This is a genomic window from Geobacillus thermoleovorans, from assembly GCF_001610955.1.
GTDB classification, from domain to species: domain Bacteria; phylum Bacillota; class Bacilli; order Bacillales; family Anoxybacillaceae; genus Geobacillus; species Geobacillus thermoleovorans.
On the sequence record NZ_CP014335.1, the window covers coordinates 1,580,710 to 1,603,983 of the forward strand.

Below are 23,274 nucleotides of genomic sequence, written 5' to 3' on the forward strand. Positions count from 1 at the left end.
CGGCTCTTGTCCTCTGGGCAGGGGCTGCTTTTTTATCTTAATTAGGCGAGAAGACTCCCACTTCAACGAAGCGAAGCGGAGTAAGTGGGAGATGAATCGCCTTAACTATATTTTGCTGAAAATAGGATAGATTCAGTAAAATATAGTATTATAGTTAGATGGGAGGTGAAAACATGTATTTTTGTATCAAACAACAGCTAAATGGTTTGACCAAAGAAGAATACTTGACTCTTCGAGAACTGTGCCATATTGCCAAGAACATGTACAACGTCGGATTGTACAATGTCAGACAATACTATTTTGAACACAAGGAATTTCTTAATTATGAGAAAAACTATCATCTTGCAAAAACTAACGAAAACTATAAGCTGTTAAACAGCAACATGGCACAGCAAATTTTAAAAAAGGTCAATGAAGCCTTTAAATCTTTCTTTGGTTTGATCAGTCTTGCCAAACAAGGAAAATATGACCACAAGGCTATCAGTATTCCAAAATATCTTAAAAAAGATGGCTTTCATTCACTGATCATTGGCCAGATTCGTATAGACGGCAACAAATTCACGATACCGTATTCTCGCCTATTTAAAAAGACTCACAAGCCTATCACGATAACGATTCCGCCTGTGTTACTGGACAAAAAGATTAAGCAGATTGAAATCATTCCTAAGCATCATGCCAGGTTCTTTGAGATTCAGTACAAATATGAAATGCCTGAAGATCAAAGAGAATTAAATGACCAAAAAGCACTGGCAATTGATTTAGGATTAAACAATTTTGCCACTTGTGTCACATCAGACGGCAGATCATTCATCATTGATGGGCGGAGATTAAAAAGTATAAATCAATGGTTTAACAAAGAAAATGCCAGACTTCAAAGCATAAAAGATAAGCAAAAAATCAAAGGCACCACTCGTAAACAGGCTTTGCTTGCTATGAATCGCAATAATAAAGTGAATGATTATATCAACAAGACTTGCCGTTACATCATTAACTACTGTATTGAAAATCAAATTGGCAAACTTGTCATTGGCTATGCGGAAACATGGCAACGCAATATTAATCTAGGAAAAAAGACAAATCAAAACTTTGTCAATATTCCTCTCGGTAACATAAAAGAAAAACTAGAATATCTTTGTGAATTTTACGGCATTGAATTCTTGAAACAGGAAGAATCATATACGTCTCAAGCCAGCTTTTTTGACGGCGATGAGATTCCTGAATATAATGCCGACAATCCAAAAGAATATAAGTTCAGCGGCAAACGTATTAAGCGCGGCTTGTATCGAACAAAGTCTGGCAAACTAATTAATGCTGATGTCAATGGCGCATTAAACATCTTAAAGAAAAGTAAAGCTGTAGACCTGAGTGTCTTATGCTCTAGCGGCGAAGTGGACACGCCTCAAAGAATAAGGATTGCTTGAAGCAGTCAAACTTCTTTGGAAGCCCCCACTTCAAATTTTCGCTAGAAAATTAAGTGGGGGTAGTTCACCAACCCCTGTAGCGGGAAGCCGGTTTCTATGTTAAAATATTCTGCATCATCAACCAAAGGGGGAGAGGGAATATGGCACAGCCGCTTGATCTCGGCCGCCGCATTTCACTCATCGATTTGTATGATTTGCGCATGCCGCAGCGCACCGGTACATATGTGCTTCACGAAGAGAACTTGGCGATCGTGGAAACAGGGCCAAGCCCGTCGGTGCCGCATTTGCTTGCTGGGTTGAAAGCGCTTCATATTGATCCGTCTGATATTCGCTATATCATCGTCACCCATATTCATTTGGATCATGCGGGCGGCGTGGGGTTGCTTCTTCAGCATTGCCCGAATGCGATGGTTGTCGTCCATCCGAAAGGGAAGCGGCATTTGGCTGATCCATCGCGCCTCATCGCTGGAGCGAAGGCGGTGTACGGCGCGCAGTTTGAGTCGCTCTTTGATCCGATTCTTCCGGTGCCAGAAGAGCGATTGATCGTGAAAGAGGACGGGGAAACGTTGGAGTTGAGTGCGGAGCGGACGCTTGTGTTTTATGATACGCCGGGGCATGCGAACCATCACGTTTCGATTTATGATTCGTACAGCCGCGGCGTGTTCACCGGCGATACGATCGGCGTTTTTTATCCGCAGCTGCAAGAAGCGGGGCTTACGTTTTGCCTGCCTTCAACATCTCCGAACCAATTTGATCCCGAGGCCATGGAGCAGTCGGCGGCAAGACTTGAGAAGCTGAGACCGGAACGCATTTATTTTGGCCATTTTGGCATGCTGGATGACCCACAGGAGGCGTTCCGCCAGCTTCGCGTTTGGCTGCCGAAGTTCGTGGCGGCGGGAAAAGAAGCGGTCGACCGTCATCCGGAAGCGCCGGCTGCCGAGCAGGCGAAAATGGCAGCGCACCGGTTGCGCGGCGAAGTGATGGCGTTTCTTGATGATCATGGCGCTCCATCTTCGTCGTCGGCGCATGCGGCGATCGAGCTTGATTTGCAAGTGTGCGCGATGGGGTTGATCGATTATTGGCAGAAACAACGGTGATCATTCGATTGGCCTGGCCGATTCGGCTGGGTTTCTTTTTTTGACGGGAAAGCGAAAATTGGAAAAACGGGAAAAACTGTTTTTGTGTGTGTTCGGTTTTTAGGCGGATCATTTCGTGAAATCGCGGTGTATATGTTAGAGTGGAAATAAGCGATCCTGATTCCTGTTGGAAAGAGCGTCCATGAGCAAGGGGGAACGGAAGAGTGAAACAGAGGCGGTCCGTCATGCATCACATTGGCGTCGGGTTCATCATCGCATCGTTCGTCGTTTGGGTCATTCCGCCCATCGCGCCATTTTTACCGTTTTCGACTGCGGCCAAAGCGTCGATCGTTGCGGTTGCCATTGTGGCGGCGGAAATCATGTTTTGGATCGGGGCGCTGTTGGTTGGAAAGGAAGCGGCGTCGAAGCTGAAGAAGTATTGGGATCTGAAACATTGGCGAATAAAACGGCGGTTGTCGGATCAAACCAATGATGGCGAACAATGCCAAGACGGATCGCGAGAGATGACAACGATGAAGAAATGAGGTGGTTGCATGCGACGGAGCACAGTTGCGCTTCTCATAGCCGTTGCCGCCCTGTCCGGAGTGCTTTGGCTTGGCGGCCTGGCATTGGCGGTGCAAGACCAGTTTTTTTCGGCCGCCAAGCCGCCGACGAAAGAACAACGGCCGCCGACGGCTGAAACAAGGCAACATGACGAGAAAATGGATATTGTTGCTCTTGGCGATTCGTTGACGAGAGGAACGGGCGATGAAAGCGGAAAAGGGTATGTCGGCTATATGGTCGATGAGCTTCGCCGGCAAACGGATAAGCCGATCCGTGTGACGAACTTGGCCATCCGCGGCCTTCGCTCTGACGGACTGCTTCGCCAGCTTGGCCAGCCTGAGATTCAGCGGCAAGTCGCCATGGCGGATCTTATTGTGATGACCATCGGCGGCAACGACTTGTTTCAAGGCGGGGAAGCGTTGAAACTGGATCGAAAGCAGCTGAATGAGGCGAAACGGCGATATGTAGCCAACCTAGACCGCATTTTCGCCGCGCTGCGCCGCTTCAACAGCGAAGCGGTCATTTTTGCGATCGGTTTGTACAACCCGTTTGGCGATTTAGACGATGCCAAATGGACGTCGGCGGTTGTGCGCGATTGGAATTTTGCATCAGCGGAAGTGGCGGCCCGCTATCCGAACATCGTCGCGGTGCCGACGTTTGATTTGTTTGCCCTCCATGTCAACGACTATTTGTACAGCGACCATTTTCATCCAAACGCGGCAGGCTACAAGCGGATTGGAGAGCGCGTCGCCTCGCTCATCACGTTGACGGAGGAGGGTGAGCAATGACCAAACAGGTGACGTTAGCGGTCAAAGAGCTGCGGAAAACGATTCGCGGCAAGGAAATTATTAAAGGCATTTCGTTTGAGTTGCATGAGGGGGAAGTATTCGGTTTTTTAGGGCCGAACGGCGCGGGAAAAACGACGACGATCCGCATGCTCGTCGGGCTCATTCGGCCGACGTCGGGGACGGTGGCGATTTGCGGGTATGATCTTCACCGCCAGTTTACCGACGCGATCCGCCAGATCGGCTGCATCGTCGAAAACCCAGAAATGTATCCGTATTTAACAGGCTGGGAAAACCTTGAACATTTCGCCCGCATGATGCCGGGAATTGGTGCAGATCGGATCATGGAAGTGGCGAAGCTCGTCGGCCTTGAACAGCGCATCCATGACCGAGTGGGCACGTATTCGCTCGGCATGCGGCAGCGGCTCGGCATCGCTCAGGCGCTGCTTGGAAAGCCGAAGGTGCTCATTTTGGACGAGCCGACCAACGGCCTTGACCCGGCCGGCATTCGCGAAATGCGCGCCTTCATCCGCTTTTTGGCGGAAACGGAAGGGTTGAGCGTCCTTGTTTCATCGCATTTGTTAAGTGAAATTCAATTAATGTGCGACCGCGTCGCCATTATGGCGAAAGGACGGCTCTTGGCCGTGGACACGGTTGAGCGGCTGTTAAACCAACAGGCGCGCGTCGTCTGGAAAGCCGCTCCAACGGATCGGGCGCGGGCGCTGTTAGCGGCGGAAACCGAGGTGTTGCGCGCCGATGAAGAGACGATCGTCACGCCATATGAGCCGTCGAGACTAGCCGCTTGGAACGCCAAGCTTGTCCAAGCCGGCGTCTCGGTTTCGGAAATTGAACCGCGGCTGCCGACGCTCGAGGACTTGTTTATCGAGCTGACAGGGGGCGAAACGATTGAGTAAGCTCGTGTATAATGAAATGTTGAAAATCGTCCGCAAAAAGCGGCTATGGGTGATCGCCGCCATCATTGCGGTGCTCGTCGCCTTGTTTACATACGCCCAATACCGCGAGACGGAAGAGTTGAGAAAACGGCTTGGCACGACCGACTGGCGGACGCAGCTGCAGCAGCAAATCGTCGATTTGCAAAACCGCTTGCAGTCGCCGAGCATGTCTGAGGAATGGCGGAAATACTTGCAAATCCGCCTCAAGCAGCAGCAGTACTACTTAGAGCACAACATTAATCCGTCCGCCCCTGGAGCGCCGACGTTTATGCGCACGTTTATCGAAAACGCCATCGACTTGTTTTTGCCGCTTTTAGTGATGGTGGTTGCGGCCGATTTAGTGTCGTCCGAGGCAAGCGCTGGAACGATCAAGCTGCTTCTCGTTCGGCCGGTGAAGCGGTGGAAAATTTTGTTGAGCAAATATATCGCGTTGCTCCTGTCGGTGTCGCTCATTATGCTGATGGCGGCGGTGCTGTCGTATGCCATCTCCGGGCTCGTGTTTGGATATGGCGGCTTCCGTCTGCCGCTATTGACCGGATTTGTCCAGCAAGGAGAGGATCTCAATACAGCGAATGTCCACATGATTCCGCAATGGAAATACATTTTGATCGAGCTCGGGCTGGCAGCGTTTGTGAGCGTTGTCGTCGGCACACTGACGTTTATGTTTTCCGTGCTGCTTAGGAGCACGGCGGCGGTGATGGGCATCATGCTGGCAGCATTGATTTCTGGCGCGATTTTGTCGAACATGGTGTCGTCGTGGCATTCGGCAAAATATTTGTTTATGGTCAATTTGCGGCTGACGGATTACATAAAAGGAGCGGCTCCGCCGATTGAGGGGATGACGCTTGGCTTTTCGATGGCCGTGCTGGCTGTCTGGGGGCTTGCAGGGCTTCTTGTCGCTTTTTTTGTCTTTATGCGGCGAGATGTCTATTGAAAACGGCAGAGCGGCGAAAACCCGAGGGGGTGTTCCCTCGGGTTTTTCAGTGAAAGGGGATGAAATGCCTATCTATTCGGCTGCTTGTCGTGAACGCCGGCGAGTCCAAGCGCGTGATGGCCCCGCAGCAACTGCTCCACGGCCGGCCATTGCTGTTCATCGCAACGGATGAGAAGCACGATATCAGCGCCTGTGCGGCTTTGACGGTGCGTGGATTTTCGGTTTACCCACCATTTGAGCAAAATGCCGATTCCGATGCCTGAAACCGCCCCGATAATCCCCCAAATGATCGGACCCCATGCCAACACATAGCCGTAAATCGCCCCTAGCAGCATCAAGCACGTTCCTAAAATCGCCGCCAAGTCAAGGAAGCTGAACCCGTTGGCGTGATGGAGCGTATCAAGCAGGCGCGGCGGTTCGGCAGAGCGGTTGAGCGGGACTGCAAAAATCTGATGTTCAGCAATCCCTTTTTCTTGAAGCGCTGAAATCGCCAGTTCAACGAATAGGTGGCTCTCGAAAGTGGCAATGACAATCATGAAACGCCTCCCATCAAATCGGCCATGCGAACCGTTTCGGCTGAAAGCGGCGCCGCAAATAGTGGGCTAGTTCTTTTTCAAACAACTTGTTGTATTCGACCGCTGATACGTAAGCATCGTAAAAGATGAACGAATAAATCGATGGCAGATAAAGCGCCCACTGCATATCGATGATCTTCGTTGCACAATCGAATCGGCCCGTCAGCGTGTACGTAATCGCTTCGGGCAAGTGGGCGAAATACGATACCAAAATGGTAAAGGTGAAGATAAACAGGCCGGTGATCACTTTATGGACATACAAATGGCCAAGGCCCGGGGCGAGCACCGACCAGACCAGCGCCAGCCAAGGCTCGCGCTTGTCCAAATAATTAATATCCCATATTCCCATTCGGATGGAAGAGATCGGCGCATCTTCGCGGTCGGCGAGCAAATACAGCTTGTTCATGTCGACTGAGCCGCGGTAGCTGTCCCAAATGCTGTACATGTAGATGGCCACATAAAACATGAGCCATCGTTCGTCAAGAACGGCTTTTGCCTTTTCAAAATCGCCAAGCAGCGAGTATAATATACCTGTATTGATACGGGCTTTTGTGTTGATAAACAGCTCCCAGAGGATTAACATAAAGGCCGTGGCGTAGCGTTGCTGCATCAAATTGCCGAAACCCGGAAACGAAAAGGAAAAAAAGGCGACGACAAGCGGATGACGCAAATGGAAATGGGTGGTTGTCAATTGCGACAAATGCGCCCGTTTGCGCCGCGCCGGCGGAATGAGTTTCACAAAGCGCCCCCTTTCCTTTACACGGTTGCTGTGTTTTTAGTATAGGAAAAAAGGAGCGGCAGCTATGCAGGTCGTTTCAGAAAAAAGATAAATTTTCATCCGTTATGGCGAAAAAAAGATAAAAAAACTATTGACTTTCCTTTGAGGTTCATATAGAATATGAATTGTCGCAAGGTAAACCAGCCTATGTCGGGAAGTAGCTCAGCTTGGTAGAGCACACGGTTCGGGTCCGTGAGGTCGCAGGTTCAAATCCTGTCTTCCCGACCATTATAGACATGGGGCCTTAGCTCAGCTGGGAGAGCGCCTGCCCCGCACGCAGGAGGTCATCGGTTCGAATCCGATAGGCTCCATTTTCATACGGAGGAATACCCAAGTCTGGCTGAAGGGGGCGGTTTCGAAAACCGCTAGGGGTGTCACAGCCCGCGGGGGTTCGAATCCCTCTTCCTCCATTTCTAATATCCGATCCTGTCAAATTGTAAATCATGAAACCCTTGATACGACTGCGTTGGCAGTCGTTTTTCATTTTTTGGGAATCCTTTTGACTTTTCTTCAAATCTTTTAACATGTTCAGCGTCTTATCATCAATCGTAATCGTTCGTTTCGAATCGAAAACACCGTCTCGATGGCATCTTTTTTTGAATTTATGTATATACTATGTATATACGAAATGAAAGGAGAGAGGTATAATGGAATTAAACAAACAGAAAGGAGTGTCAATCATGACAATAACAGTTCAAAAATGGGGAAACAGCCTTGCGGTTCGTATCCCAAGCGTGATTGCTGAACGTTTAGCGCTTCATCAAGGATCAGAAGTGGAGATGATCGTTGAGAACCAAGCGATCAAGTTGATCCCGAAAAAGAAAAAGCCGACATTGGAGGAACTTTTGGCTAAAATCACGCCGGAAAATCGCCATGCTGAAATTGATTTTGGAACAGAAGGGAATGAATTGTTCTGATGCAAGCGCCGGATCGTGGGGATCTTGTTTACGTCAATTTCAATCCACAAGCAGGGCATGAGCAGGCAGGAAAAAGGCCCGGCATCGTTCTATCACCAAAGCGGTTCAATCAATTGACAGGGTTTGCGGTGCTTTGCCCGATCACCCGGCAACAAAAAGGATATCCATTTGAAGTGGAATTGCCATCAGGCTTGGCCGTTGAAGGCGTGATTTTAACCGATCAGGTCAAAAGTTTAGATTGGCGCGCCCGACAGCTTCAAATAGTAGGACGGGCGCCCAATGAAGTTGTTTCGGATTGCTTGGATCTGATTCATACTTTTCTTTCGTGAAAGGCCATTTATATTGGCCTTTTGTTCACTTTTAGCATACTTTTTGCGTACATTTTTGCCCTTCACGCTCCTTGAGGCGGGAGACTTCCTTCGGATATTTTGTTAAAAAGGCAGAATCGAGCAACGAAAAGAAGGCGGATTGTCCCGCCTTTTTGCATGGATTGACACACTGGAGATTATTTTGCACAAATTTTGCACGTGATGAACGAGCATGTCCATTCATCCTTGTATCAATAGTTTTATGGTGGGATTGGAATCCCTCTTCCAACGTCCACCTGCCGAGTGCCGGCAGGTTTTTTGTTTTTTGCGAGCGGTATGGCCGCCATTTTTCAGGCAGATGACTTGCCTGTTTTTCGTTGAATCCGGTACGATGAAGGAGGAAACGGTTTGCCGATTGAGCTGCACTCCTTTCGGCAACGGCCGGGATTGCGCAACATAAGGGAGGAGAGGTTATGGCGATTCAACGCCGCATTCGTCGCGTGAAAACCGTGCAAATGACCACCAACAGTCCGATTCATCGCAGCGGTTCGGTGCTTGAGCCCGGGAACTGGCAAGAGTATGATCCGTTTTTGCTGCTGATGGAAGATATTTTTGAGCGAGGAACGTTTGACGTCCATCCGCACCGCGGCATTGAGACGGTCACGTATGTGATCAGCGGCGAGCTTGAACATTTCGACAGCAAAGCCGGCCACAGCACGCTCGGGCCTGGAGATGTGCAATGGATGACGGCCGGCCGCGGCGTCGTCCATAAGGAAGACCCGGCGTCCGGTTCAACCGTGCACAGCCTTCAGCTATGGGTCAACTTGCCGAGCGCGTACAAAATGACCGAGCCGCGCTACCAAAACTTGCGCTCCAAAGACATGCCCGTGCGCAAGGAAGAGGGAGCGACGATCCGGGTCTTTTCCGGGTCATCGAAAGGCGTCAAAGCGCCGACGAAAAACATCGTTCCCGTCACGATGGTGGAAATGATTGTCGAACCGGGAACAACGGTCGTGCAAGATTTGCTGGGGCATTACAATGGGTTTTTGTACATTCTTGAGGGGAGTGGCGTGTTCGGTGCCGACAACATCGAAGGAAAAGCCGGGCAAGCGCTGTTTTTCAGCCGCCACAACCGCGGCGAGGAAACGGAGCTAAACGTGACCGCCCGCGAAAAACTCCGCCTTCTTCTTTATGCCGGCGAGCCGGTGAACGAACCGGTCGTCGCCTACGGGCCGTTCGTCATGAACACTCCGGAACAAATCCGCGAGGCGATTCGCGATTACCAGGAAGGGCGGTTTGGGCGATAATGGAAGGGAAAGAGCCGATTCGTTGTATGGCTCTTTCTTTTTTGTTATCATGTTCACAAAAAGAAGCCGTTGGGCTGTTCAAGGAGGACATAGTCATGAACCAAGTCATCGAAACGATTCTCCAGCACCGTTCGATCCGCCGGTTTGAAGACAGGCCGCTCACGGATGAACAAATCCGCACGATCGTCGAATGCGCCCAGGCGGCATCGACTTCAAGCTATGTTCAAGCGTACTCGATCATCGGGGTGAAAGATCCGGAGAAAAAACGGAAGCTCGCCGAGCTGGCGGGAAATCAATCCTATGTCGAGCATAACGGCCATTTCTTTGTCTTTTGCGCTGATTTTCACCGCCATGAGCTCATTGGCGAGCTAGAAGGAAAAGACGTGCTTCCATCGCTTGAGAGTACGGAAAAGTTTATGGTTGCGCTGATTGACACGGCGCTTGCGGCGCAAAACGCCGCCATTGCCGCGGAGTCGATGGGGCTTGGCATCTGCTACATTGGCGGGCTGCGCAACAACCTGCCGGAAGTATGCCAACTGCTTAACATACCGAAACGGGTCATTCCGCTGTTCGGGCTTGCCGTCGGCTATCCTGCGCAAACGCCGGATCCAAAGCCGCGGCTGCCGTTTGAACACGTTTATCATGAGGACGAATACAACCAAGACCGCGCCCGATTCCTCGAACAATTGCAACGCTACAACGAAACGGTTTCGGCGTATTATGAGCAGCGGACAAACGGCCGCCGCCGCGACACATGGACCGGGCAGATGGCCGATACGCTCAGCCGCCAAGTCCGGATGTACATGAAGGAGTTTGTGGAAGGGAAAGGGTTCAATTTACGGTAGCCTCTCTTCGTTCGGAAGAGGGGTTTTTCTTGCAGGCGATTCCATTTGTGAGAAAACTATGCCAGCCCGTTGGACATTGGTTTTGGTGATTGATTTTGTCTGGAGTTTCAGCTATACGTTATGGCCTCGAAAAGAACCGAAGGCGAGACTGGCAAAACCAAGAGGTTCGTAGGAAAGGAGAGAACGAGGATGGACCAAATCCGGCAACTGGCGCAATGGATCAAAGAGGCGAATACGATCGCCGTCCTGACCGGGGCGGGGATGAGCACGGAATCCGGCATTCCTGATTTTCGCAGCGAAAACGGCCTTTACGCCCAAGAGGACAATGTCGAATATTATTTGTCAGAGTATTATTACAAAAAAGATCCGGTTGATTTTTGGCGTCGATTCAAGCGGATGTTTTCATTAAAAATGATGGGCGGCTTTGCCCCGAATGACGGGCATCGGTTTCTCCGCTGGCTTGAGGAGATGGGCAAGACGGTGACGATTTTGACGCAAAATATTGACGGGCTGCATACGAAAGCAGGAAGCACGAATGTCATTGAGCTGCACGGCACGCTGCAGACGGCGACATGCCCGTCATGCGGCAACAAGTATGATCTGTCGTTTATCAACCGTCACGAGGTGCCGCGCTGTGAAAAGTGCCAGACGATTGTCAAACCGGATGTCGTTTTGTTTGGCGGGCTCGTGCCGCGCATGGAAGAAGCGTTTGCTGCGGCGGCCGCCAGCGATTTGCTTCTGGCGATGGGAACAAGTTTGGAAGTGGCGCCCGTGAATCAAATCCCGTTTTATGTCGCCGCCGAATCGCCGGCAACAAGGAAAGTATTGATCAACAAAACAGCGACAAGAATGGACGGGATGTTTGACCTTGTCATTTATGGCGGAATCGGGGAAACGGTCGCTAGCGTGCGCAAGCAAATACAGGCGGAATAGATCGATAGATTCCATGCCAACGGGAGAACGCATATGGCGTTTTCCCGTTGGACGAAAATCAAAAAAGGTATTGTACTTTTCAGAACATTCGAATATAATAAAGATAACATACCAACCGGTTGGTATTTTGATGAGTGGAGTCGAGCATAAAGGCGTAACGGAAAAGGGAGGGGACCATCATGTATTTGCGCTTAACGGACGAGCAGCGCATGGTGCAAAAAGCGATCCGCAAGTTTGTCGAAAAAGAATTGATGCCGCTCGAAAATGAAGTATTGCGCAATGAGCGCGAAGGGAAGCCTGGGCTCCCGCCCGAAAAATTAAAAGAGCTGCAGCTCAAAGCGAAGGAAGCGGGGTTTTGGGGGATCAACACGCCGGAGGAATACGGCGGCGCGAATTTGGGCCATGTCATGCAGGCGATTGTGTTGATGGAAGTGTCGAAAACGCTTGTTCCGTTCCAGTTTGGCGGATCGGCGGACAACATTTTGTATTACGCGAATGAAGAGCAAAAGAAAAAATATTTGATCCCGACGATCAACGGCGAGAAAAAATCGTGCTTTGCCATGACCGAGCCGGGAGCAGGATCAGATACGCGCAACATTAAAATGACGGCGGTGAAAGACGGCGACGAGTGGGTGTTAAACGGGGAGAAGACATTCATTACCGGCGGCAACGACGCTGATTTTGTCATGGTGATCGCCATCACCGACAAAGAGCGTCACCAAGCCTCGAACGGGCGTGAAGGGGTGACGTGTTTTATCGTCGACCGCGAGATGGGCTGGCGTTCGGAACCGATACATACGATGGGACCTTCCACTCCAGCCAGCTTAATTTTCGAAAACGTGCGCGTGCCGGAAGAAAACATTTTAGGCGAGCTGCATCACGGCTATAAGCTTGGGCTTGAGTGGATCGGCTACGCCCGCTGGGTCGTCGGCGCCCGTGCGGTCGGAGCGGCCGAGCGGCTTTTGCAAATGGCCATTGACTATGCGAAGGAGCGTGTCACATTCGGCAAACCGATCGCCGAGCGGCAGGCGATCCAATGGATGATTGCCGATTCGGCGGTAGAAATCGAAGCAGCGAAATGGCTTGTGTTAAACGCGGCCTTTACGCTTGACCAAGGGGAGGACAACCGCCATTTAGCCTCGATGGCGAAGCTGTTTGGCGCGAACATGGGCAACCGCGTCGTCGACCGCGTCATGCAAATCCACGGCGGCATGGGCTACACGAAAGAAATGCCGATCGAGCGCTGGTATCGTGAAGCGAGATTGTGGCGCATTTACGACGGCACGGATGAAATTCAGCGCCTCATTATCGCCCGCAATTTGATCAAAGGGCACGTCAAGCTTGGACAGTTCATCTAAAAAAATGAAAGCGTTATCGAAAGGGAGGAGAACACGATGAGCCAACGGTTTGCAGGAAGAGTGGCGTTTGTGACCGGAGGAAGCCGCGGCATTGGCAAGGCGATTGTCACCCGCTTCGCGGAAGAAGGAGCGAAAGTGGCGTTCATTGATTTAAACGCAGAAGCCCTTGAAGCGACGGCTGCGGAGCTACGGGAAAAAGGGTATGACGTTTACGCCAAGGTGGCGAGCGTCACCGACCGCGAACAAGTAGAAGCGACGATCCAAGAAGTGGTCGATCGGTTCGGTTCGCTCGATATTCTCGTCAACAACGCCGGCGTCATCCGCGACAACTTGCTGTTTAAAATGACCGATGACGACTGGCAAACGGTGATGGACGTCCATTTAAAAGGCGCGTTTTATTGCGCCCGCGCCGCGCAAAAATATATGGTCGAAAAAGGGTACGGGCGCATCATCAACATTTCGTCGACGTCAGCGCTCGGCAACCGCGGCCAGGCGAACTATTCGGCGGCGAAAGCCGGCATCCAAGGATTTACGAAAACGCTGGCGATTGAGCTTGGCAAATTCGGCATCACGACGAATGCCGTCGCCCCTGGGTTTATTGAAACCGATATGACGAAAGCGACCGCCGAGCGGCTTGGCATTTCGTTTGAGCAGCTCATCCAAGCGAGCGTCGCCAACATCCCGGTCGGGCGCAGCGGCCGTCCGGAAGACATCGCTCATGCGGTCGCCTTTTTCGCCGACGAACGGTCATCGTTTGTCAACGGCCAAGTGCTGTATGTCGCCGGCGGTCCGAAATGCTGAAAACGAGGAGGACGGGGCATGTACCAACATGACATCGGGAAACGGTCAGCGAAAGTGAAAAATGTCGTTGAGCGCGGAGCGGTGAAAAAGTTTGCGGAGGCGATCGGCGATCCAAACCCGATTTATTGGGACGAAGAGACGGGGAAACGGTCGCGCTACGGGCGCAACATTGCGCCGCCGACGTTTCCGCGCGTGTTTGACTACGGCGTCATTGAAGGGCTGAAATTGCCGTCCAAAGGGCTCATCCATGGCGAACAGCACTTCCATTATGAGCGCCCGCTGTTTGTCGGCGAAGAGCTGTATTGCTATGCGGAAGTGAAAGATTATTACGAAAAACAAAGCAGCATGGGCCTGCTCGGCTTTTTGGTCATCGCCAACAACGGCGAAGACCCTGATGGGAATCTCGTTTTTACTTCGACCTCGACGATCATGATCAACGAGGCGGTTAGAAAGGCGATGAGCGTATGACGAGCATCCGCAAATGGCAAGTCGGAGAGTCGCTTCCCGAAGTAACGCTCGCACCGGTGTCCCGGCTCGATTTAATCAAATACGCCGGCGCATCAGGCGACTACAACCCGATTCATACGATCGATGAAGAGGCGAAAAAAGCCGGCCTGCCGGGCATTATCGCCCACGGCATGTGGACGATGGGCAATCTCGCGAAGCTGTTTACGCCGTACTACGAAGAAGGGTTTGTCCAAGACTATTTCGTCCGCTTCCAGTCGATGGTGTTTTTAAACGATGTCATCACCTTAAAAGCAACGGTGAAGGAAAAAGACGAGAAAGCGATCCGTTTTGCCGTCGCTGCCGTCAACCAGCAAGGAAAAGAAGTCATTAAGGGCGAAGCCGTGTTTTCTCTGTATGAGTGAAACAAGGCAGCGAGCCCGGTAACATCGAGAACGCCCAGTTGCCGGGTTTCGTACTACAAAGGGGATGAGGAGGAGTCAGGATGAGACGAGATGCCGTCATTGTGTCTGCTGTACGAACGGCCATCGCCCGCCAAGGGGGCGCTTTGGCGACGATGCCGGCGCATATTTACGGCGCGGAAGTGATCAAAGAAGCGATGCGGCGGGCGAATATTGGTCCGGAGCATGTCGATGATGTCATTATGGGCAACGTCCTAAGCGGCGGCGGCAATATCGCCCGGCTGACCGCGCTGCAAACCGGATTGTCGCTCGAGCTGACGGGAGTGACGGTGGACCGGCAGTGCGGTTCGGGCATTAACGCCGTCAATTTAGCGGCGCAAGCCATTTGGGCCGGCGACGGAGATGTGTATATTGCCGGCGGCGTGGAAAGCATGAGCCGCGCGCCGTATTTGATGGACCGCCCGGAAAAACCGTACAGCTCGACGCCGCCGAGCTTTCGAAAGTCGCAGCTATCGCCGAAAGAAATCGGCGACCCGCCGATGGGCATCACGGCGGAAAACTTGGCCAAAAAGTACGGCATCAGCCGTGAAGAACAAGACGCATTCGCCTTGCGCAGCCAGCAGCGCATGGCGCGCGCCATGCAGGAAGGGCGATTTGACGAGCAAATCGTGCCCATTGCCGTGCCGGTGAAAAAAGGGGAGCCGTTCATCTTCGATACGGACGAACATCCGCGGCCAAACACAACCATGGAAGCGCTCGCAAAACTGCCGCCGGCGTTTTTGGAAGGCGGCACGGTGACGGCCGGGAACAGTTCTGGATTGAACGACGGAGCGTCGGCGCTCGTCATCATGTCGCGGGAAAAAGCAGAGGAGCTTGGCTTAAAGCCGCTTGCCGTCATCCGCGCCCATGCGGTCGCCGGAGTGGATCCGAACATCATGGGCATTGGCCCGGTGCCGGCGACAAGAAAAGTGCTTGAAAAGGCGGGGCTGACGCTTGATGAGATGGACATCATTGAAATCAATGAAGCGTTTGCCGCGCAAGTGATCGCCTGCGACCGTGAGCTTGAGATGGATCCCGAAAAAGTGAACATAAACGGCGGCGCCATCGCCCATGGCCATCCGCTCGGCGCGACGGGAGCGATTTTGATCACAAAAGCGGTGTATGAACTGAAGCGCTGCGGGGGGAAATACGCGCTCATTACCGCGTGCATCGGAGGCGGCCAAGGCATCGCGACGATTATTGAGAGAGAATGACGCATTGGAGACCGTGGAGGATGAAAGAAAGATTAAGGGAAGTCGCCATTGAGTTGTTTGAACGCAAAGGATTCAAAGAAACGTCGGTGCAGGAAATCGTCGAAGCGATCGGGGCAACGAAGGGGGCCTTTTACTACTATTACAAAAGCAAAGAGGAGTTGCTATGTGATATTTGCGTTTCCTATCTAGATGATTTGCTTCGGCAGCAAGCCTGCATTGTCCAAGATCCCGAGAAAAGCTGCACGGAGAAATTGCGGGCCATCGTCCATATGGTCATCTGCAATATCCGCACACGGAAGAAAAGCGCCCGCATTTTCTTCCGTGAAATGCGGCATTTGGCTGATGACCATTTGACGGAAATCCGCGCCAAGCGGCGGTTGTTTCGCAAGCGGTATGAACAGCTGGTTCGAGAAGGGATCGCCCGCGGGGAATTCAAGCCGTCGCTTCATGCAGAAATGATTACGTTTGGCCTGCTTGGCATCACCAACTGGAGCTATTATTGGTTCCGGCCTGACGGAGGCATCTCTGAAGAAGAACTGACGGACATTTTCGTTGATTTCATTTTGCACGGCATAAAGGCGCCAAGAGCTGGAGAAAGCGGTCGAAATGAGGCGGAGCCAGGCAATTCGGGCGGCCAGACCGAATGAAAGATCGGCCGCTGCTTTGATGGTCTGGCCAAACGGCAAACAAAAAGGGGGGATCGGGATGGAGCTATTCATCCAGCAGCTGTTAAACGGGCTGACAGTTGGAAGCGTTTACAGCCTTGTCGCGTTAGGTTTGACGCTTGTTTATGGCATTTTGCACATTCCAAACTTTGCCCACGGCGCGTTATATATGATGGGGGGTTATGTCACGCTCACTGCGATGACGAAAGCCGGGCTGCCGTACGGGTTGGCCGTTGTCGTGTCGATGGCCGCGGTCGGGATGCTCGGTGTATTGATGGAACGGCTTGTGTTTTATCCGCTTCGCGACGCACCGCCGCTCCATGACAAAATTGCGGCGATTGGCATTTTGTTGTTTTTGGAGGCATTCGCCCAGTTCGTCTGGGGGGCGGACTACCAGACGATGCCAACCCCATACGGCGACGTTGTCAGCATTTTCGGCTTGACCTTGACGGTTCAACGCATCCTCATCATCGCATCCGCTGTCATCATCATGATCTTGCTTTACCTCTTCTTGAAAAAGACGTTCATCGGGGCTTCCATCATCGCGATGGCGCAAAACCGCGAAGGGGCGAATTTGGTCGGCATTAACACGAATAAAGTCGCCATGCTGACGTTTTTCCTTTCCGGCAGTTTGGCAGCGCTCGCCGCGTCGCTCGCTTCGCCGATCAACCTCGTGTTTCCCGGCATGGGCCATCTTGTCATCTTGAAAGCGTTTGTCATCATCATTCTCGGCGGCATGGGAAGCATTCCAGGCGCCATTGTCGGCGGCTATATTTTGGGATTCAGCGAAAGCTTGGGAGCGACGTATGTGTCGAACGACTACAAAGACATTATCGCTTTTGCCATCCTCGTCATCATTTTAACGGTCAAACCGAACGGACTGTTTGCCAAGGAGGGACATTGATGGCTGTATTCGCCAACCGGCGCTTATGGATCGCCGTTCTTGCGGCGCTGGCGCTTGCCTTTCCGTTGCTTGTCACCAACAGCTATTACTTGCACATGATGACGATCTCCTTCATTTGGATGATCGCTGTTTACGGGCTGAATTTATTTGCTGGCTATACTGGTTATTTGTCGCTTGCCCACGCCGGGTTTTTTGCGATTGGCGCGTATGCGCTTGGCATTTTGACGGTGAAAGCCGGCGTGCCGTTTTGGTTGGCTTTCGTGCTTGCTTGTTTGTTCACCACGTTGCTTGGGGCCGTCATCGGGCTTGTTGCGCTGCGGACGAAAGAGCACTTTTTCGCCATTTATACGCTTTGTGTGGGCTATATTATCTATTTGATCATTGACAAATGGGACAGTTTAACCGGCGGAGTGCGCGGGTTTATCGGCATCCCGGCGCCGGCTGACATCGGTCCGCTCTCGTTTCAAACGCCCGTCGCCCAATATTATTTGGTGTTATGCTTCTTGGTTGCGGTCATCTTCACCATGTACCGCCTTGTCTATTCGTTGACCGGACGGACGTACATCGCCATTCGCAACAGTGAGGAGCTCGCGTTGACGCTTGGCATCTCGACGATGAAAAACAAACTCGCCTCGTTTGTTCTCTCGGTCTTTTTTACATCGCTTGCCGGAGCGCTGTACGCATCGTTCATCCGCTTTCTTGGCCCGGACATTGCGTACGTCAGCGTCATGTTCGACTTTTTAACGTATTTGCTTGTCGGTGGGATTGGCACGCTCGCCGGTCCGGTCGTCGGGACGTTGCTGATTACGTTTCTGTCCCAACAATTGCAGTTTTTGCAAGATTACCGGATGTTGATTTTCGGTCCGGTGCTGACGTTGCTCATCATCTTTTACCCACACGGCATTGCCGGGGGGGTCATCCGTTTGAAAGCAAAGCGTGAAGAAGCGCGCCGTCTCGATCCAGAAGCGAACCGAGTTGCTGCGGAACTGGCCGTCTCGAGCCAAGGACGAGGCGAGCGGCACGCAGAGGAGGGATAACGATGCTTTTGCACGTTGAACGGTTGACGAAGCGGTTTGGCGGGCTTCTGGCGGTCAACGATGTCACCTTTTCCGTCGAGCAAGGGAAGATCAACGCCATCATCGGCCCAAACGGAGCCGGCAAATCGACGTTTTTCAATTTAATCAGCGGCTTGTACCGGCCGACGTCAGGGACGATTACGTTCAAAGGGCGCGATATTACCCGCCTGCCGGCAAACGAACGGGCGAAGCTCGGCATCGCCCGCACGTTTCAAACGACTCACTTGTTTGAACAGGCGACGGTGATCGACAACGTCATCATCGGCCATCGTCTCCGCACGTCATCCAACTTATTTGATGCCATTTTGCGCACGAAACGGCACCGCCGCGAGGAACAGGCATGCAAAGAAAAAGCGATGGAAGTGCTCGACTTTGTCGGTCTAACCCATGTGGCGGATCGGATGGTGGCCAACTTGTCGCAGGAGCAGAAAAAGCGGGCGGCGTTCGCGCTTGCCTTGGCGACCGATCCGGAGCTCGTGCTGCTTGATGAACCGGCAGCCGGCATCAACCCGGATGAAACGGAAGGGCTTGAGGAGTTGATCGTCAAAATGATAGAAGGCGGCCTGACTGTTTGCCTGATTGAGCACAAAATGTCGATGATCATGAAAATTGCCGACCGCATTATGGTGTTAAACTACGGAGAAAAAATCGCTGAAGGAACGCCCGAGGAAGTGCGAAACAACGAGGCGGTCATTCAAGCGTATTTAGGAGGGAGCGCCATTGCTTGAAGTTGCGAACGTATCCGTCCGCTACGGGAGTTTTACGGCCATTCGCGATGTGACGTTTTCCGTCAAGCGAGGGGAGATCGCCGTTTTGCTTGGCGCCAACGGGGCCGGGAAAAGCACATTGTTTCGCACGATCAGCGGGCTGCACAAACCAGTGCGGGGGGAAATCCGCCTCGATGGCGAGCGCATTGATTCGCTGCCTCCTGACCGCATCGTCGGGCGCGGCGTCGTGCAATGCGCGGAAGGGCGCAAACTGTTTCCGCGCATGAGTGTATACGAAAATTTGCTGATGGGCGCTTACGTCCATCGGAAGGACAAAGAAGGCATCCGCCGCTCAATCGAACATGTATACGAACTGTTTCCGATTTTGCGCGACAAGCAAAACGCGCCAGCCGGGTCGTTAAGCGGCGGCCAGCAGCAAATGCTCGCCATCGGACGCGCCTTAATGTCACGTCCTGCGGTGCTCTTGCTTGATGAGCCGTCAATCGGACTCGCCCCGTTGATTGTCGAGCAAATGTTTGCGACGATTAAGCAAATCAATGAGGGAGGAACAACGATTTTGTTGGCGGAACAAAACGCTCATGCGGCGCTGTCGATCGCCCATCGAGGCTATGTGTTTGAAAATGGAACGATCGTTGCCTCAGGGACGGCGGAGGAGCTGCTCGCCAACGACGATGTCCGCAAGGCGTACATTGGTGCATGATAGGCCTCATCCTTGTCCATCAGCGAAAGCAAGGAGAGGAGATGGCACTGAAAGGGGGTGAATAACGGGTGTGCTAAATATTATCTAAATATTCAAAATAATAGATCGTCAATAGGGGGGAGTAGAATGAAAAAAAGAAAATGGTCAATCGCCGCTATGATCGCGGCCATCATGATGTTGATGCTTGCGGCGTGCAACAATTCGCCAAGCAGCAATAACGCCAACGGCGGAAACAATAGCGGAGGAGGCAGCGGTGAAACGGGCACGGTCAACATCGGCTACAGCGGCCCGCTGAGCGGCCCGGCCGCCTATTATGGCCAACGGACGTTAAACGGCTTGAAAATGGCGGCCGAGGAAATCAACAACAGCGGCGGCTTTGAGGTGAAAGGAAAGAAATACAAAATTAACCTCGTCCCATTAGATGACAAATATTTGCCAAACGAAACGGCAGCGAACGCCAAACGCCTTGTGCAAGAGCATCATACGCCGATCATTTTCACGCCGCACAGCGGTGGCGTCATGGCGCTGCAAGTGTTCAACCAAACGGACAATTTCATCATCGCGGCGTATACGAGTGAGCCGAAAATTACACAAACGGGCAATAAGCTGACCGTGCGCATTCCGCCGCGCTATGACGGCTACATCCCGACGTTTACCGATTATGCCATGAAGCATTTCGGCAAGAAACTGGCCGCCTTGCCGACGGCGACGCAATACGGGAAAGACTGGACAGAAAAACTGTTGCCGTATTGGGAAAAACAAGGCGGAAAAGTCGTCTACAAATCATCGATTGACTTTACGAAAGACACCGACTTCTTTACGATCGTGACGAATGCATTGAAAGAAAAACCGGATGTGTTGTTTATCGGGGGCGCTTCGGAGCCGACGGCAAAAGTGGCGAAACAAGCGCGCGAACTTGGTTTTAAAGGCGGCTTTATCATTATGGACCAAGCGAAACTCGATGAGATGAAACGGGTGACGGGCTCTTATGACATGCTTGAAGGTTCGATCGGCGTCATGCCGCTTGTCGAGTCGGATCAACCCGCGGTTCCAGAGTTTGTGAAAAACTATCGGGCAAAGTTCAATGAAGATCCGGGATCGGAAGCCGCTTACAACTATTTGGCGCTTTACGCTTTCGTCGAGGCGATGAAAGCCGCAGGCACCGTCGATGACCCGCAAGCGATCCGCGAACATATGAACGACGGCTTGAAAAACATTCCAGACGAAAAGAAAGTGTATAACGTCCCAAGCATCGGCGACGATGGCGGATTTGAATCGGAAATCGTCGTGGCCGCGGTGGAAAATGGAAAAATTGTGCCGATTGAGTTAATAAAACAATAATACACCATGCAGACTGACAAGCAGAGGCACCTTATCATCGGGCTTTCAATGGGAATGCTCTTTGCATGAGCCCTGAAGTGTGCATCTTCTCAAGGATCCGTAGATGGAGCGGTATATGGATGGGGCAATAGAGAGGCTGTCTGAAAAGGTCATCGCACGACTTTTTCCAGACAGCCTTTTCCGTTTTCGCATTATGACGTTTTTTGATTCGTTAATGATAGGATTGCCGCCTGGCAGAACTGTTTCGGGTTGATCAATTCTTATTGTGCATTTCTTATCATAGAAAACTATGTTCTAAATAATCAAAAAAAACAAATAGAAAAATTTTCAATAATGCGATAAAATAAAACTGCTCTGCCACATGATGAATCTAATCACAGGAGGGGAGAGACCGACCATGCGGGAAATGGCCCTCGGCCTTGCCGCCTCGTTCTTTTTTGCCGTTACGTTCATATTGAACCGGTCTATGGAACTAGCTGGCGGGAGTTGGACGTGGAGCTCGTCACTTCGTTTTTTCTTTATGGTTCCGCTGTTGTTTGTCATTCTTCTTGCCCGCCGCAATCTCGGTCCGGTTTGGCGCGACATGAAGCGCCATCCATGGACATGGATCGTCTGGGGGACGGTCGGTTTCGGCCTGTTTTACGCACCGCTCACGTACGCCGCTGCGTACGGGCCAGGGTGGCTTGTAGCCGGCACATGGCAGTGCACGATCGTCGCCGGCGTCCTGCTTAGCCCGCTGTTTACAGAACAAATCGAAACGCAAAACGGAACTGTGTCCGTGCGCCGCCCGATTGAAAAACAGGCGCTTTTCATTTCATTTTTTATTTTGCTCGGCGTCGTGCTCGTTCAGTTCCAGCAAGCAGGCCATCTCACATGGGAAGAAATCGCGTTGGGGATCTTTCCTGTGCTCATCGCCGCCTTTGCTTACCCGCTGGGCAACCGAAAAATGATCGAACATTGTGCCGGACGGCTTGACGCGTTTCAACGCGTATTCGGGATGACGATCGCCAGCTTGCCGTTTTGGTTCGTCGTGGCGCTGATTGGATGGGCGACAGCCGGAGTTCCTTCGGCTGGGCAAACGGCGCAGTCGCTCATTGTCGCTATCAGCTCGGGCGTTATCGCGACGACGCTTTTTTTCATCGCCACTGACTGGGCGAAAGGAAATGAGCGGAAGCTGGCTGCTGTTGAAGCGACGCAATCCGGAGAAGTGATTTTTGCCGTTATCGGCGAAGTGCTGTTATTATCGGCTCCGTTTCCGAACGGCTGGGCGTTTGTCGGCTTAGCGGTCATTGTGGCGGGGATTTGCTGGCATAGTTTTGAGTCTGCAAAGACGGTGAACCGGCCGGCCCCACCCGGTTTCAGCAGCCTGGCGTTCCTATCGCGTGGGGGAAGAGCAGTGAGGATGATCCTATATGCGCTGCTGGCCTGCCATGCGGCTGTGATTTATTTCTGGATTAGCGACTGGGACGTGCTTATGACGCCCGTGGGTCTTGTCGTATGGGTCGGAGGGGTTGCTGTCAGTCTCGCCATCCTTCACTTTCGCCCCAATATTCATCCCAAGCTGCGGTCTATGCTAACAACCATGACGGCGGCTTCGGTGCTCGCCGCTGTCTGTTCATTGATCATCGAATGGGCGGTGCGCTCGATGCCGTAGGAACACTTGGTCAGTCGTTGCGGCCGTCAGCGGCCCGGAAGGCTTCTGGAGCAATCCGGCGGCCGACGGCATACATGATCGGCGCGCCGATGGCCATGACGACCAACTCGCTGATGGCCGTCGTCAGCCATGTGAGCCAAAACGGAAAGCCGAGCGCCAGTTTCAATTCGAAGGCGATAATGGCCATAGTCACAGTAAATGACAGCGTATTGACGGCCATGCGCGCCCAAACGTTTCGGACATACCGCATAGAGACGATCGTGATGAGCAGCGCCAACACCGACTGGCCAACGCCGAATACAAGATCATACGCGACAATCGGCGAGAAAAACAAATTGGCAAAAAAGACGCCAAGCACGATGCCAACAGCGTATGTTTTGCGGAACACGACCAAGTGATTCAATATTTCTGACACGCGAAACTGAATATTCGTAAAGCCAAACGGCTGAATGAGCGTCGTCACCGCGATATACACGGCGGCGATCAAGCCATTTGCCGCTATGATCCGAATGTTCATAACGTCCTCTCCTCG

General features: G+C 52.1%; 26 protein-coding genes, 3 tRNA genes and 1 pseudogene. 27 read left to right on the forward strand and 3 right to left on the reverse strand.

Features of this window, described 5'->3' with window-relative positions; all coding sequences use genetic code 11:
- Positions 1–173 precede the first annotated feature (173 nt).
- The 6 genes from GT3570_RS07890 (at position 174) to GT3570_RS07915 (ending at position 5,733) form a co-directional block, all read left to right on the forward strand.
- The gene (locus tag GT3570_RS07890) at positions 174–1,421 is read left to right on the forward strand and encodes an RNA-guided endonuclease InsQ/TnpB family protein (protein ID WP_014195799.1); all 1,248 of its coding nucleotides are present in this window, start codon (positions 174–176) and stop codon (positions 1,419–1,421) included.
- 140 nt (positions 1,422–1,561) lie between these two features.
- Positions 1,562–2,518 (forward strand): MBL fold metallo-hydrolase, encoded by a 957-nt coding sequence (locus tag GT3570_RS07895; protein ID WP_062898606.1) that lies wholly within the window; start codon positions 1,562–1,564, stop codon positions 2,516–2,518.
- A gap of 224 nt (positions 2,519–2,742) precedes the next feature.
- Positions 2,743–3,042 (forward strand): transporter suffix domain-containing protein, encoded by a 300-nt coding sequence (locus tag GT3570_RS07900; protein WP_014195759.1) that lies wholly within the window; start codon positions 2,743–2,745, stop codon positions 3,040–3,042.
- Between the two features lie 9 nt (positions 3,043–3,051).
- Positions 3,052–3,849 (forward strand): SGNH/GDSL hydrolase family protein, encoded by a 798-nt coding sequence (locus GT3570_RS07905; RefSeq protein ID WP_011231137.1) that lies wholly within the window; start codon positions 3,052–3,054, stop codon positions 3,847–3,849.
- The gene (locus tag GT3570_RS07910; RefSeq protein ID WP_011231138.1) at positions 3,846–4,760 is read left to right on the forward strand and encodes an ABC transporter ATP-binding protein; all 915 of its coding nucleotides are present in this window, start codon (positions 3,846–3,848) and stop codon (positions 4,758–4,760) included. Before GT3570_RS07905 ends, GT3570_RS07910 begins: the two co-directional genes overlap by 4 nt.
- Positions 4,753–5,733 (forward strand): ABC transporter permease, encoded by a 981-nt coding sequence (locus GT3570_RS07915; protein ID WP_011231139.1) that lies wholly within the window; start codon positions 4,753–4,755, stop codon positions 5,731–5,733. Before GT3570_RS07910 ends, GT3570_RS07915 begins: the two co-directional genes overlap by 8 nt.
- 68 nt (positions 5,734–5,801) lie before the next feature.
- On the opposite strand, the gene GT3570_RS07920 is transcribed toward GT3570_RS07915, so the two are convergent.
- Both GT3570_RS07920 and GT3570_RS07925 read right to left on the reverse strand, forming a co-directional pair.
- Entirely contained in the window at positions 5,802–6,269 is a 468-nt protein-coding gene (locus GT3570_RS07920) for a hypothetical protein (protein WP_021321939.1), read from the reverse strand.
- 13 nt (positions 6,270–6,282) lie between these two features.
- Positions 6,283–7,047, reverse strand: a complete 765-nt coding sequence (locus GT3570_RS07925) for a hypothetical protein (RefSeq protein WP_023634677.1) — start codon at positions 7,045–7,047, stop codon at positions 6,283–6,285.
- A 190-nt stretch (positions 7,048–7,237) separates the two neighbouring features.
- Between GT3570_RS07925 and GT3570_RS07930 the strand changes: the two genes are divergently transcribed.
- The 21 genes and pseudogenes from GT3570_RS07930 to GT3570_RS19345 all read left to right on the forward strand — a co-directional run bounded on the left by GT3570_RS07930 (position 7,238) and on the right by GT3570_RS19345 (position 22,742).
- Positions 7,238–7,314, forward strand: a tRNA-Pro gene (locus tag GT3570_RS07930).
- A 10-nt stretch (positions 7,315–7,324) separates the two neighbouring features.
- A tRNA-Ala gene (locus GT3570_RS07935) sits at positions 7,325–7,397 on the forward strand.
- Between the two features lie 9 nt (positions 7,398–7,406).
- Positions 7,407–7,496, forward strand: a tRNA-Ser gene (locus GT3570_RS07940).
- 237 nt (positions 7,497–7,733) lie between these two features.
- Complete coding sequence (locus GT3570_RS07945; protein WP_011231142.1) at positions 7,734–8,003, forward strand: AbrB/MazE/SpoVT family DNA-binding domain-containing protein; 270 nt, start codon at positions 7,734–7,736, stop codon at positions 8,001–8,003.
- Positions 8,003–8,332, forward strand: coding sequence for a type II toxin-antitoxin system PemK/MazF family toxin (locus GT3570_RS07950; RefSeq protein ID WP_011231143.1), 330 nt, complete (start codon positions 8,003–8,005; stop codon positions 8,330–8,332). The genes GT3570_RS07945 and GT3570_RS07950 overlap by 1 nt, the downstream gene beginning before the upstream one ends.
- A gap of 452 nt (positions 8,333–8,784) precedes the next feature.
- Positions 8,785–9,618, forward strand: a complete 834-nt coding sequence (locus GT3570_RS07955; RefSeq protein WP_062898607.1) for a pirin family protein — start codon at positions 8,785–8,787, stop codon at positions 9,616–9,618.
- Positions 9,619–9,713: 95 nt separating this feature from the next.
- Entirely contained in the window at positions 9,714–10,463 is a 750-nt protein-coding gene (nfsA, locus tag GT3570_RS07960) for an oxygen-insensitive NADPH nitroreductase (protein WP_021321363.1), read from the forward strand.
- A gap of 189 nt (positions 10,464–10,652) precedes the next feature.
- Positions 10,653–11,396, forward strand: a complete 744-nt coding sequence (locus GT3570_RS07965; RefSeq protein WP_021321364.1) for an NAD-dependent protein deacylase — start codon at positions 10,653–10,655, stop codon at positions 11,394–11,396.
- 179 nt (positions 11,397–11,575) lie between these two features.
- Positions 11,576–12,754: an acyl-CoA dehydrogenase family protein gene (locus tag GT3570_RS07970; protein ID WP_013523725.1), complete on the forward strand. Its 1,179-nt coding sequence runs from the start codon at positions 11,576–11,578 to the stop codon at positions 12,752–12,754.
- Between the two features lie 36 nt (positions 12,755–12,790).
- On the forward strand, positions 12,791–13,555 hold the full coding sequence (locus tag GT3570_RS07975; RefSeq protein WP_013523726.1) for a beta-ketoacyl-ACP reductase: 765 nt from the start codon (positions 12,791–12,793) through the stop codon (positions 13,553–13,555).
- A gap of 18 nt (positions 13,556–13,573) precedes the next feature.
- Positions 13,574–14,023 (forward strand): MaoC family dehydratase N-terminal domain-containing protein, encoded by a 450-nt coding sequence (locus GT3570_RS07980; RefSeq protein ID WP_062898608.1) that lies wholly within the window; start codon positions 13,574–13,576, stop codon positions 14,021–14,023.
- On the forward strand, positions 14,020–14,424 hold the full coding sequence (locus GT3570_RS07985; protein WP_021321366.1) for a MaoC family dehydratase: 405 nt from the start codon (positions 14,020–14,022) through the stop codon (positions 14,422–14,424). Before GT3570_RS07980 ends, GT3570_RS07985 begins: the two co-directional genes overlap by 4 nt.
- An 80-nt stretch (positions 14,425–14,504) precedes the next feature.
- Positions 14,505–15,674, forward strand: coding sequence for a thiolase family protein (locus GT3570_RS07990; protein ID WP_021321367.1), 1,170 nt, complete (start codon positions 14,505–14,507; stop codon positions 15,672–15,674).
- 20 nt (positions 15,675–15,694) lie between these two features.
- The gene (locus GT3570_RS07995; protein ID WP_021321368.1) at positions 15,695–16,321 is read left to right on the forward strand and encodes a TetR/AcrR family transcriptional regulator; all 627 of its coding nucleotides are present in this window, start codon (positions 15,695–15,697) and stop codon (positions 16,319–16,321) included.
- Positions 16,322–16,379: 58 nt separating this feature from the next.
- On the forward strand, positions 16,380–17,243 hold the full coding sequence (locus GT3570_RS08000) for a branched-chain amino acid ABC transporter permease (RefSeq protein WP_020279658.1): 864 nt from the start codon (positions 16,380–16,382) through the stop codon (positions 17,241–17,243).
- Positions 17,243–18,280, forward strand: coding sequence for a branched-chain amino acid ABC transporter permease (locus tag GT3570_RS08005; RefSeq protein WP_011231156.1), 1,038 nt, complete (start codon positions 17,243–17,245; stop codon positions 18,278–18,280). The genes GT3570_RS08000 and GT3570_RS08005 overlap by 1 nt, the downstream gene beginning before the upstream one ends.
- Before the next feature lie 2 nt (positions 18,281–18,282).
- Entirely contained in the window at positions 18,283–19,047 is a 765-nt protein-coding gene (locus GT3570_RS08010; RefSeq protein WP_011231157.1) for an ABC transporter ATP-binding protein, read from the forward strand.
- A complete protein-coding gene (locus GT3570_RS08015) occupies positions 19,040–19,747 on the forward strand; it encodes an ABC transporter ATP-binding protein (RefSeq protein WP_021321369.1) in 708 nt (235 codons plus the stop codon). The genes GT3570_RS08010 and GT3570_RS08015 overlap by 8 nt, the downstream gene beginning before the upstream one ends.
- Before the next feature lie 126 nt (positions 19,748–19,873).
- Complete coding sequence (locus GT3570_RS08020) at positions 19,874–21,088, forward strand: ABC transporter substrate-binding protein (RefSeq protein ID WP_025039057.1); 1,215 nt, start codon at positions 19,874–19,876, stop codon at positions 21,086–21,088.
- Between the two features lie 397 nt (positions 21,089–21,485).
- Positions 21,486–22,488 (forward strand): annotated as a pseudogene (locus tag GT3570_RS08025) (DMT family transporter).
- Between the two features lie 2 nt (positions 22,489–22,490).
- Positions 22,491–22,742: a hypothetical protein gene (locus tag GT3570_RS19345; RefSeq protein WP_227016070.1), complete on the forward strand. Its 252-nt coding sequence runs from the start codon at positions 22,491–22,493 to the stop codon at positions 22,740–22,742.
- Between the two features lie 10 nt (positions 22,743–22,752).
- On the opposite strand, the gene GT3570_RS08030 is transcribed toward GT3570_RS19345, so the two are convergent.
- A complete protein-coding gene (locus tag GT3570_RS08030) occupies positions 22,753–23,259 on the reverse strand; it encodes a QueT transporter family protein (protein ID WP_011231162.1) in 507 nt (168 codons plus the stop codon).
- Positions 23,260–23,274 lie beyond the last annotated feature (15 nt).

Coding starts and splice junctions, on each gene's coding strand:
- GT3570_RS07965 (WP_021321364.1), top strand. CDS start 10,653: ATGGACCAAATCCGGCAACTGGCGCAATGGATCAAAGAGGCGAATACG.
- GT3570_RS07975 (WP_013523726.1), top strand. CDS start 12,791: ATGAGCCAACGGTTTGCAGGAAGAGTGGCGTTTGTGACCGGAGGAAGC.
- GT3570_RS07990 (WP_021321367.1), top strand. CDS start 14,505: ATGAGACGAGATGCCGTCATTGTGTCTGCTGTACGAACGGCCATCGCC.
- GT3570_RS07980 (WP_062898608.1), top strand. CDS start 13,574: ATGTACCAACATGACATCGGGAAACGGTCAGCGAAAGTGAAAAATGTC.
- GT3570_RS07895 (WP_062898606.1), top strand. CDS start 1,562: ATGGCACAGCCGCTTGATCTCGGCCGCCGCATTTCACTCATCGATTTG.
- GT3570_RS07995 (WP_021321368.1), top strand. CDS start 15,695: ATGAAAGAAAGATTAAGGGAAGTCGCCATTGAGTTGTTTGAACGCAAA.
- GT3570_RS08030 (WP_011231162.1), bottom strand. CDS start 23,259: ATGAACATTCGGATCATAGCGGCAAATGGCTTGATCGCCGCCGTGTAT.
- GT3570_RS07970 (WP_013523725.1), top strand. CDS start 11,576: ATGTATTTGCGCTTAACGGACGAGCAGCGCATGGTGCAAAAAGCGATC.
- GT3570_RS08000 (WP_020279658.1), top strand. CDS start 16,380: ATGGAGCTATTCATCCAGCAGCTGTTAAACGGGCTGACAGTTGGAAGC.
- GT3570_RS08010 (WP_011231157.1), top strand. CDS start 18,283: ATGCTTTTGCACGTTGAACGGTTGACGAAGCGGTTTGGCGGGCTTCTG.
- GT3570_RS08020 (WP_025039057.1), top strand. CDS start 19,874: ATGAAAAAAAGAAAATGGTCAATCGCCGCTATGATCGCGGCCATCATG.
- nfsA (WP_021321363.1), top strand. CDS start 9,714: ATGAACCAAGTCATCGAAACGATTCTCCAGCACCGTTCGATCCGCCGG.
- GT3570_RS07905 (WP_011231137.1), top strand. CDS start 3,052: ATGCGACGGAGCACAGTTGCGCTTCTCATAGCCGTTGCCGCCCTGTCC.
- GT3570_RS07910 (WP_011231138.1), top strand. CDS start 3,846: ATGACCAAACAGGTGACGTTAGCGGTCAAAGAGCTGCGGAAAACGATT.
- GT3570_RS07955 (WP_062898607.1), top strand. CDS start 8,785: ATGGCGATTCAACGCCGCATTCGTCGCGTGAAAACCGTGCAAATGACC.
- GT3570_RS07890 (WP_014195799.1), top strand. CDS start 174: ATGTATTTTTGTATCAAACAACAGCTAAATGGTTTGACCAAAGAAGAA.
- GT3570_RS07920 (WP_021321939.1), bottom strand. CDS start 6,269: ATGATTGTCATTGCCACTTTCGAGAGCCACCTATTCGTTGAACTGGCG.
- GT3570_RS19345 (WP_227016070.1), top strand. CDS start 22,491: ATGATCCTATATGCGCTGCTGGCCTGCCATGCGGCTGTGATTTATTTC.
- GT3570_RS07985 (WP_021321366.1), top strand. CDS start 14,020: ATGACGAGCATCCGCAAATGGCAAGTCGGAGAGTCGCTTCCCGAAGTA.
- GT3570_RS07900 (WP_014195759.1), top strand. CDS start 2,743: ATGCATCACATTGGCGTCGGGTTCATCATCGCATCGTTCGTCGTTTGG.
- GT3570_RS08005 (WP_011231156.1), top strand. CDS start 17,243: ATGGCTGTATTCGCCAACCGGCGCTTATGGATCGCCGTTCTTGCGGCG.
- GT3570_RS07945 (WP_011231142.1), top strand. CDS start 7,734: ATGGAATTAAACAAACAGAAAGGAGTGTCAATCATGACAATAACAGTT.
- GT3570_RS07950 (WP_011231143.1), top strand. CDS start 8,003: ATGCAAGCGCCGGATCGTGGGGATCTTGTTTACGTCAATTTCAATCCA.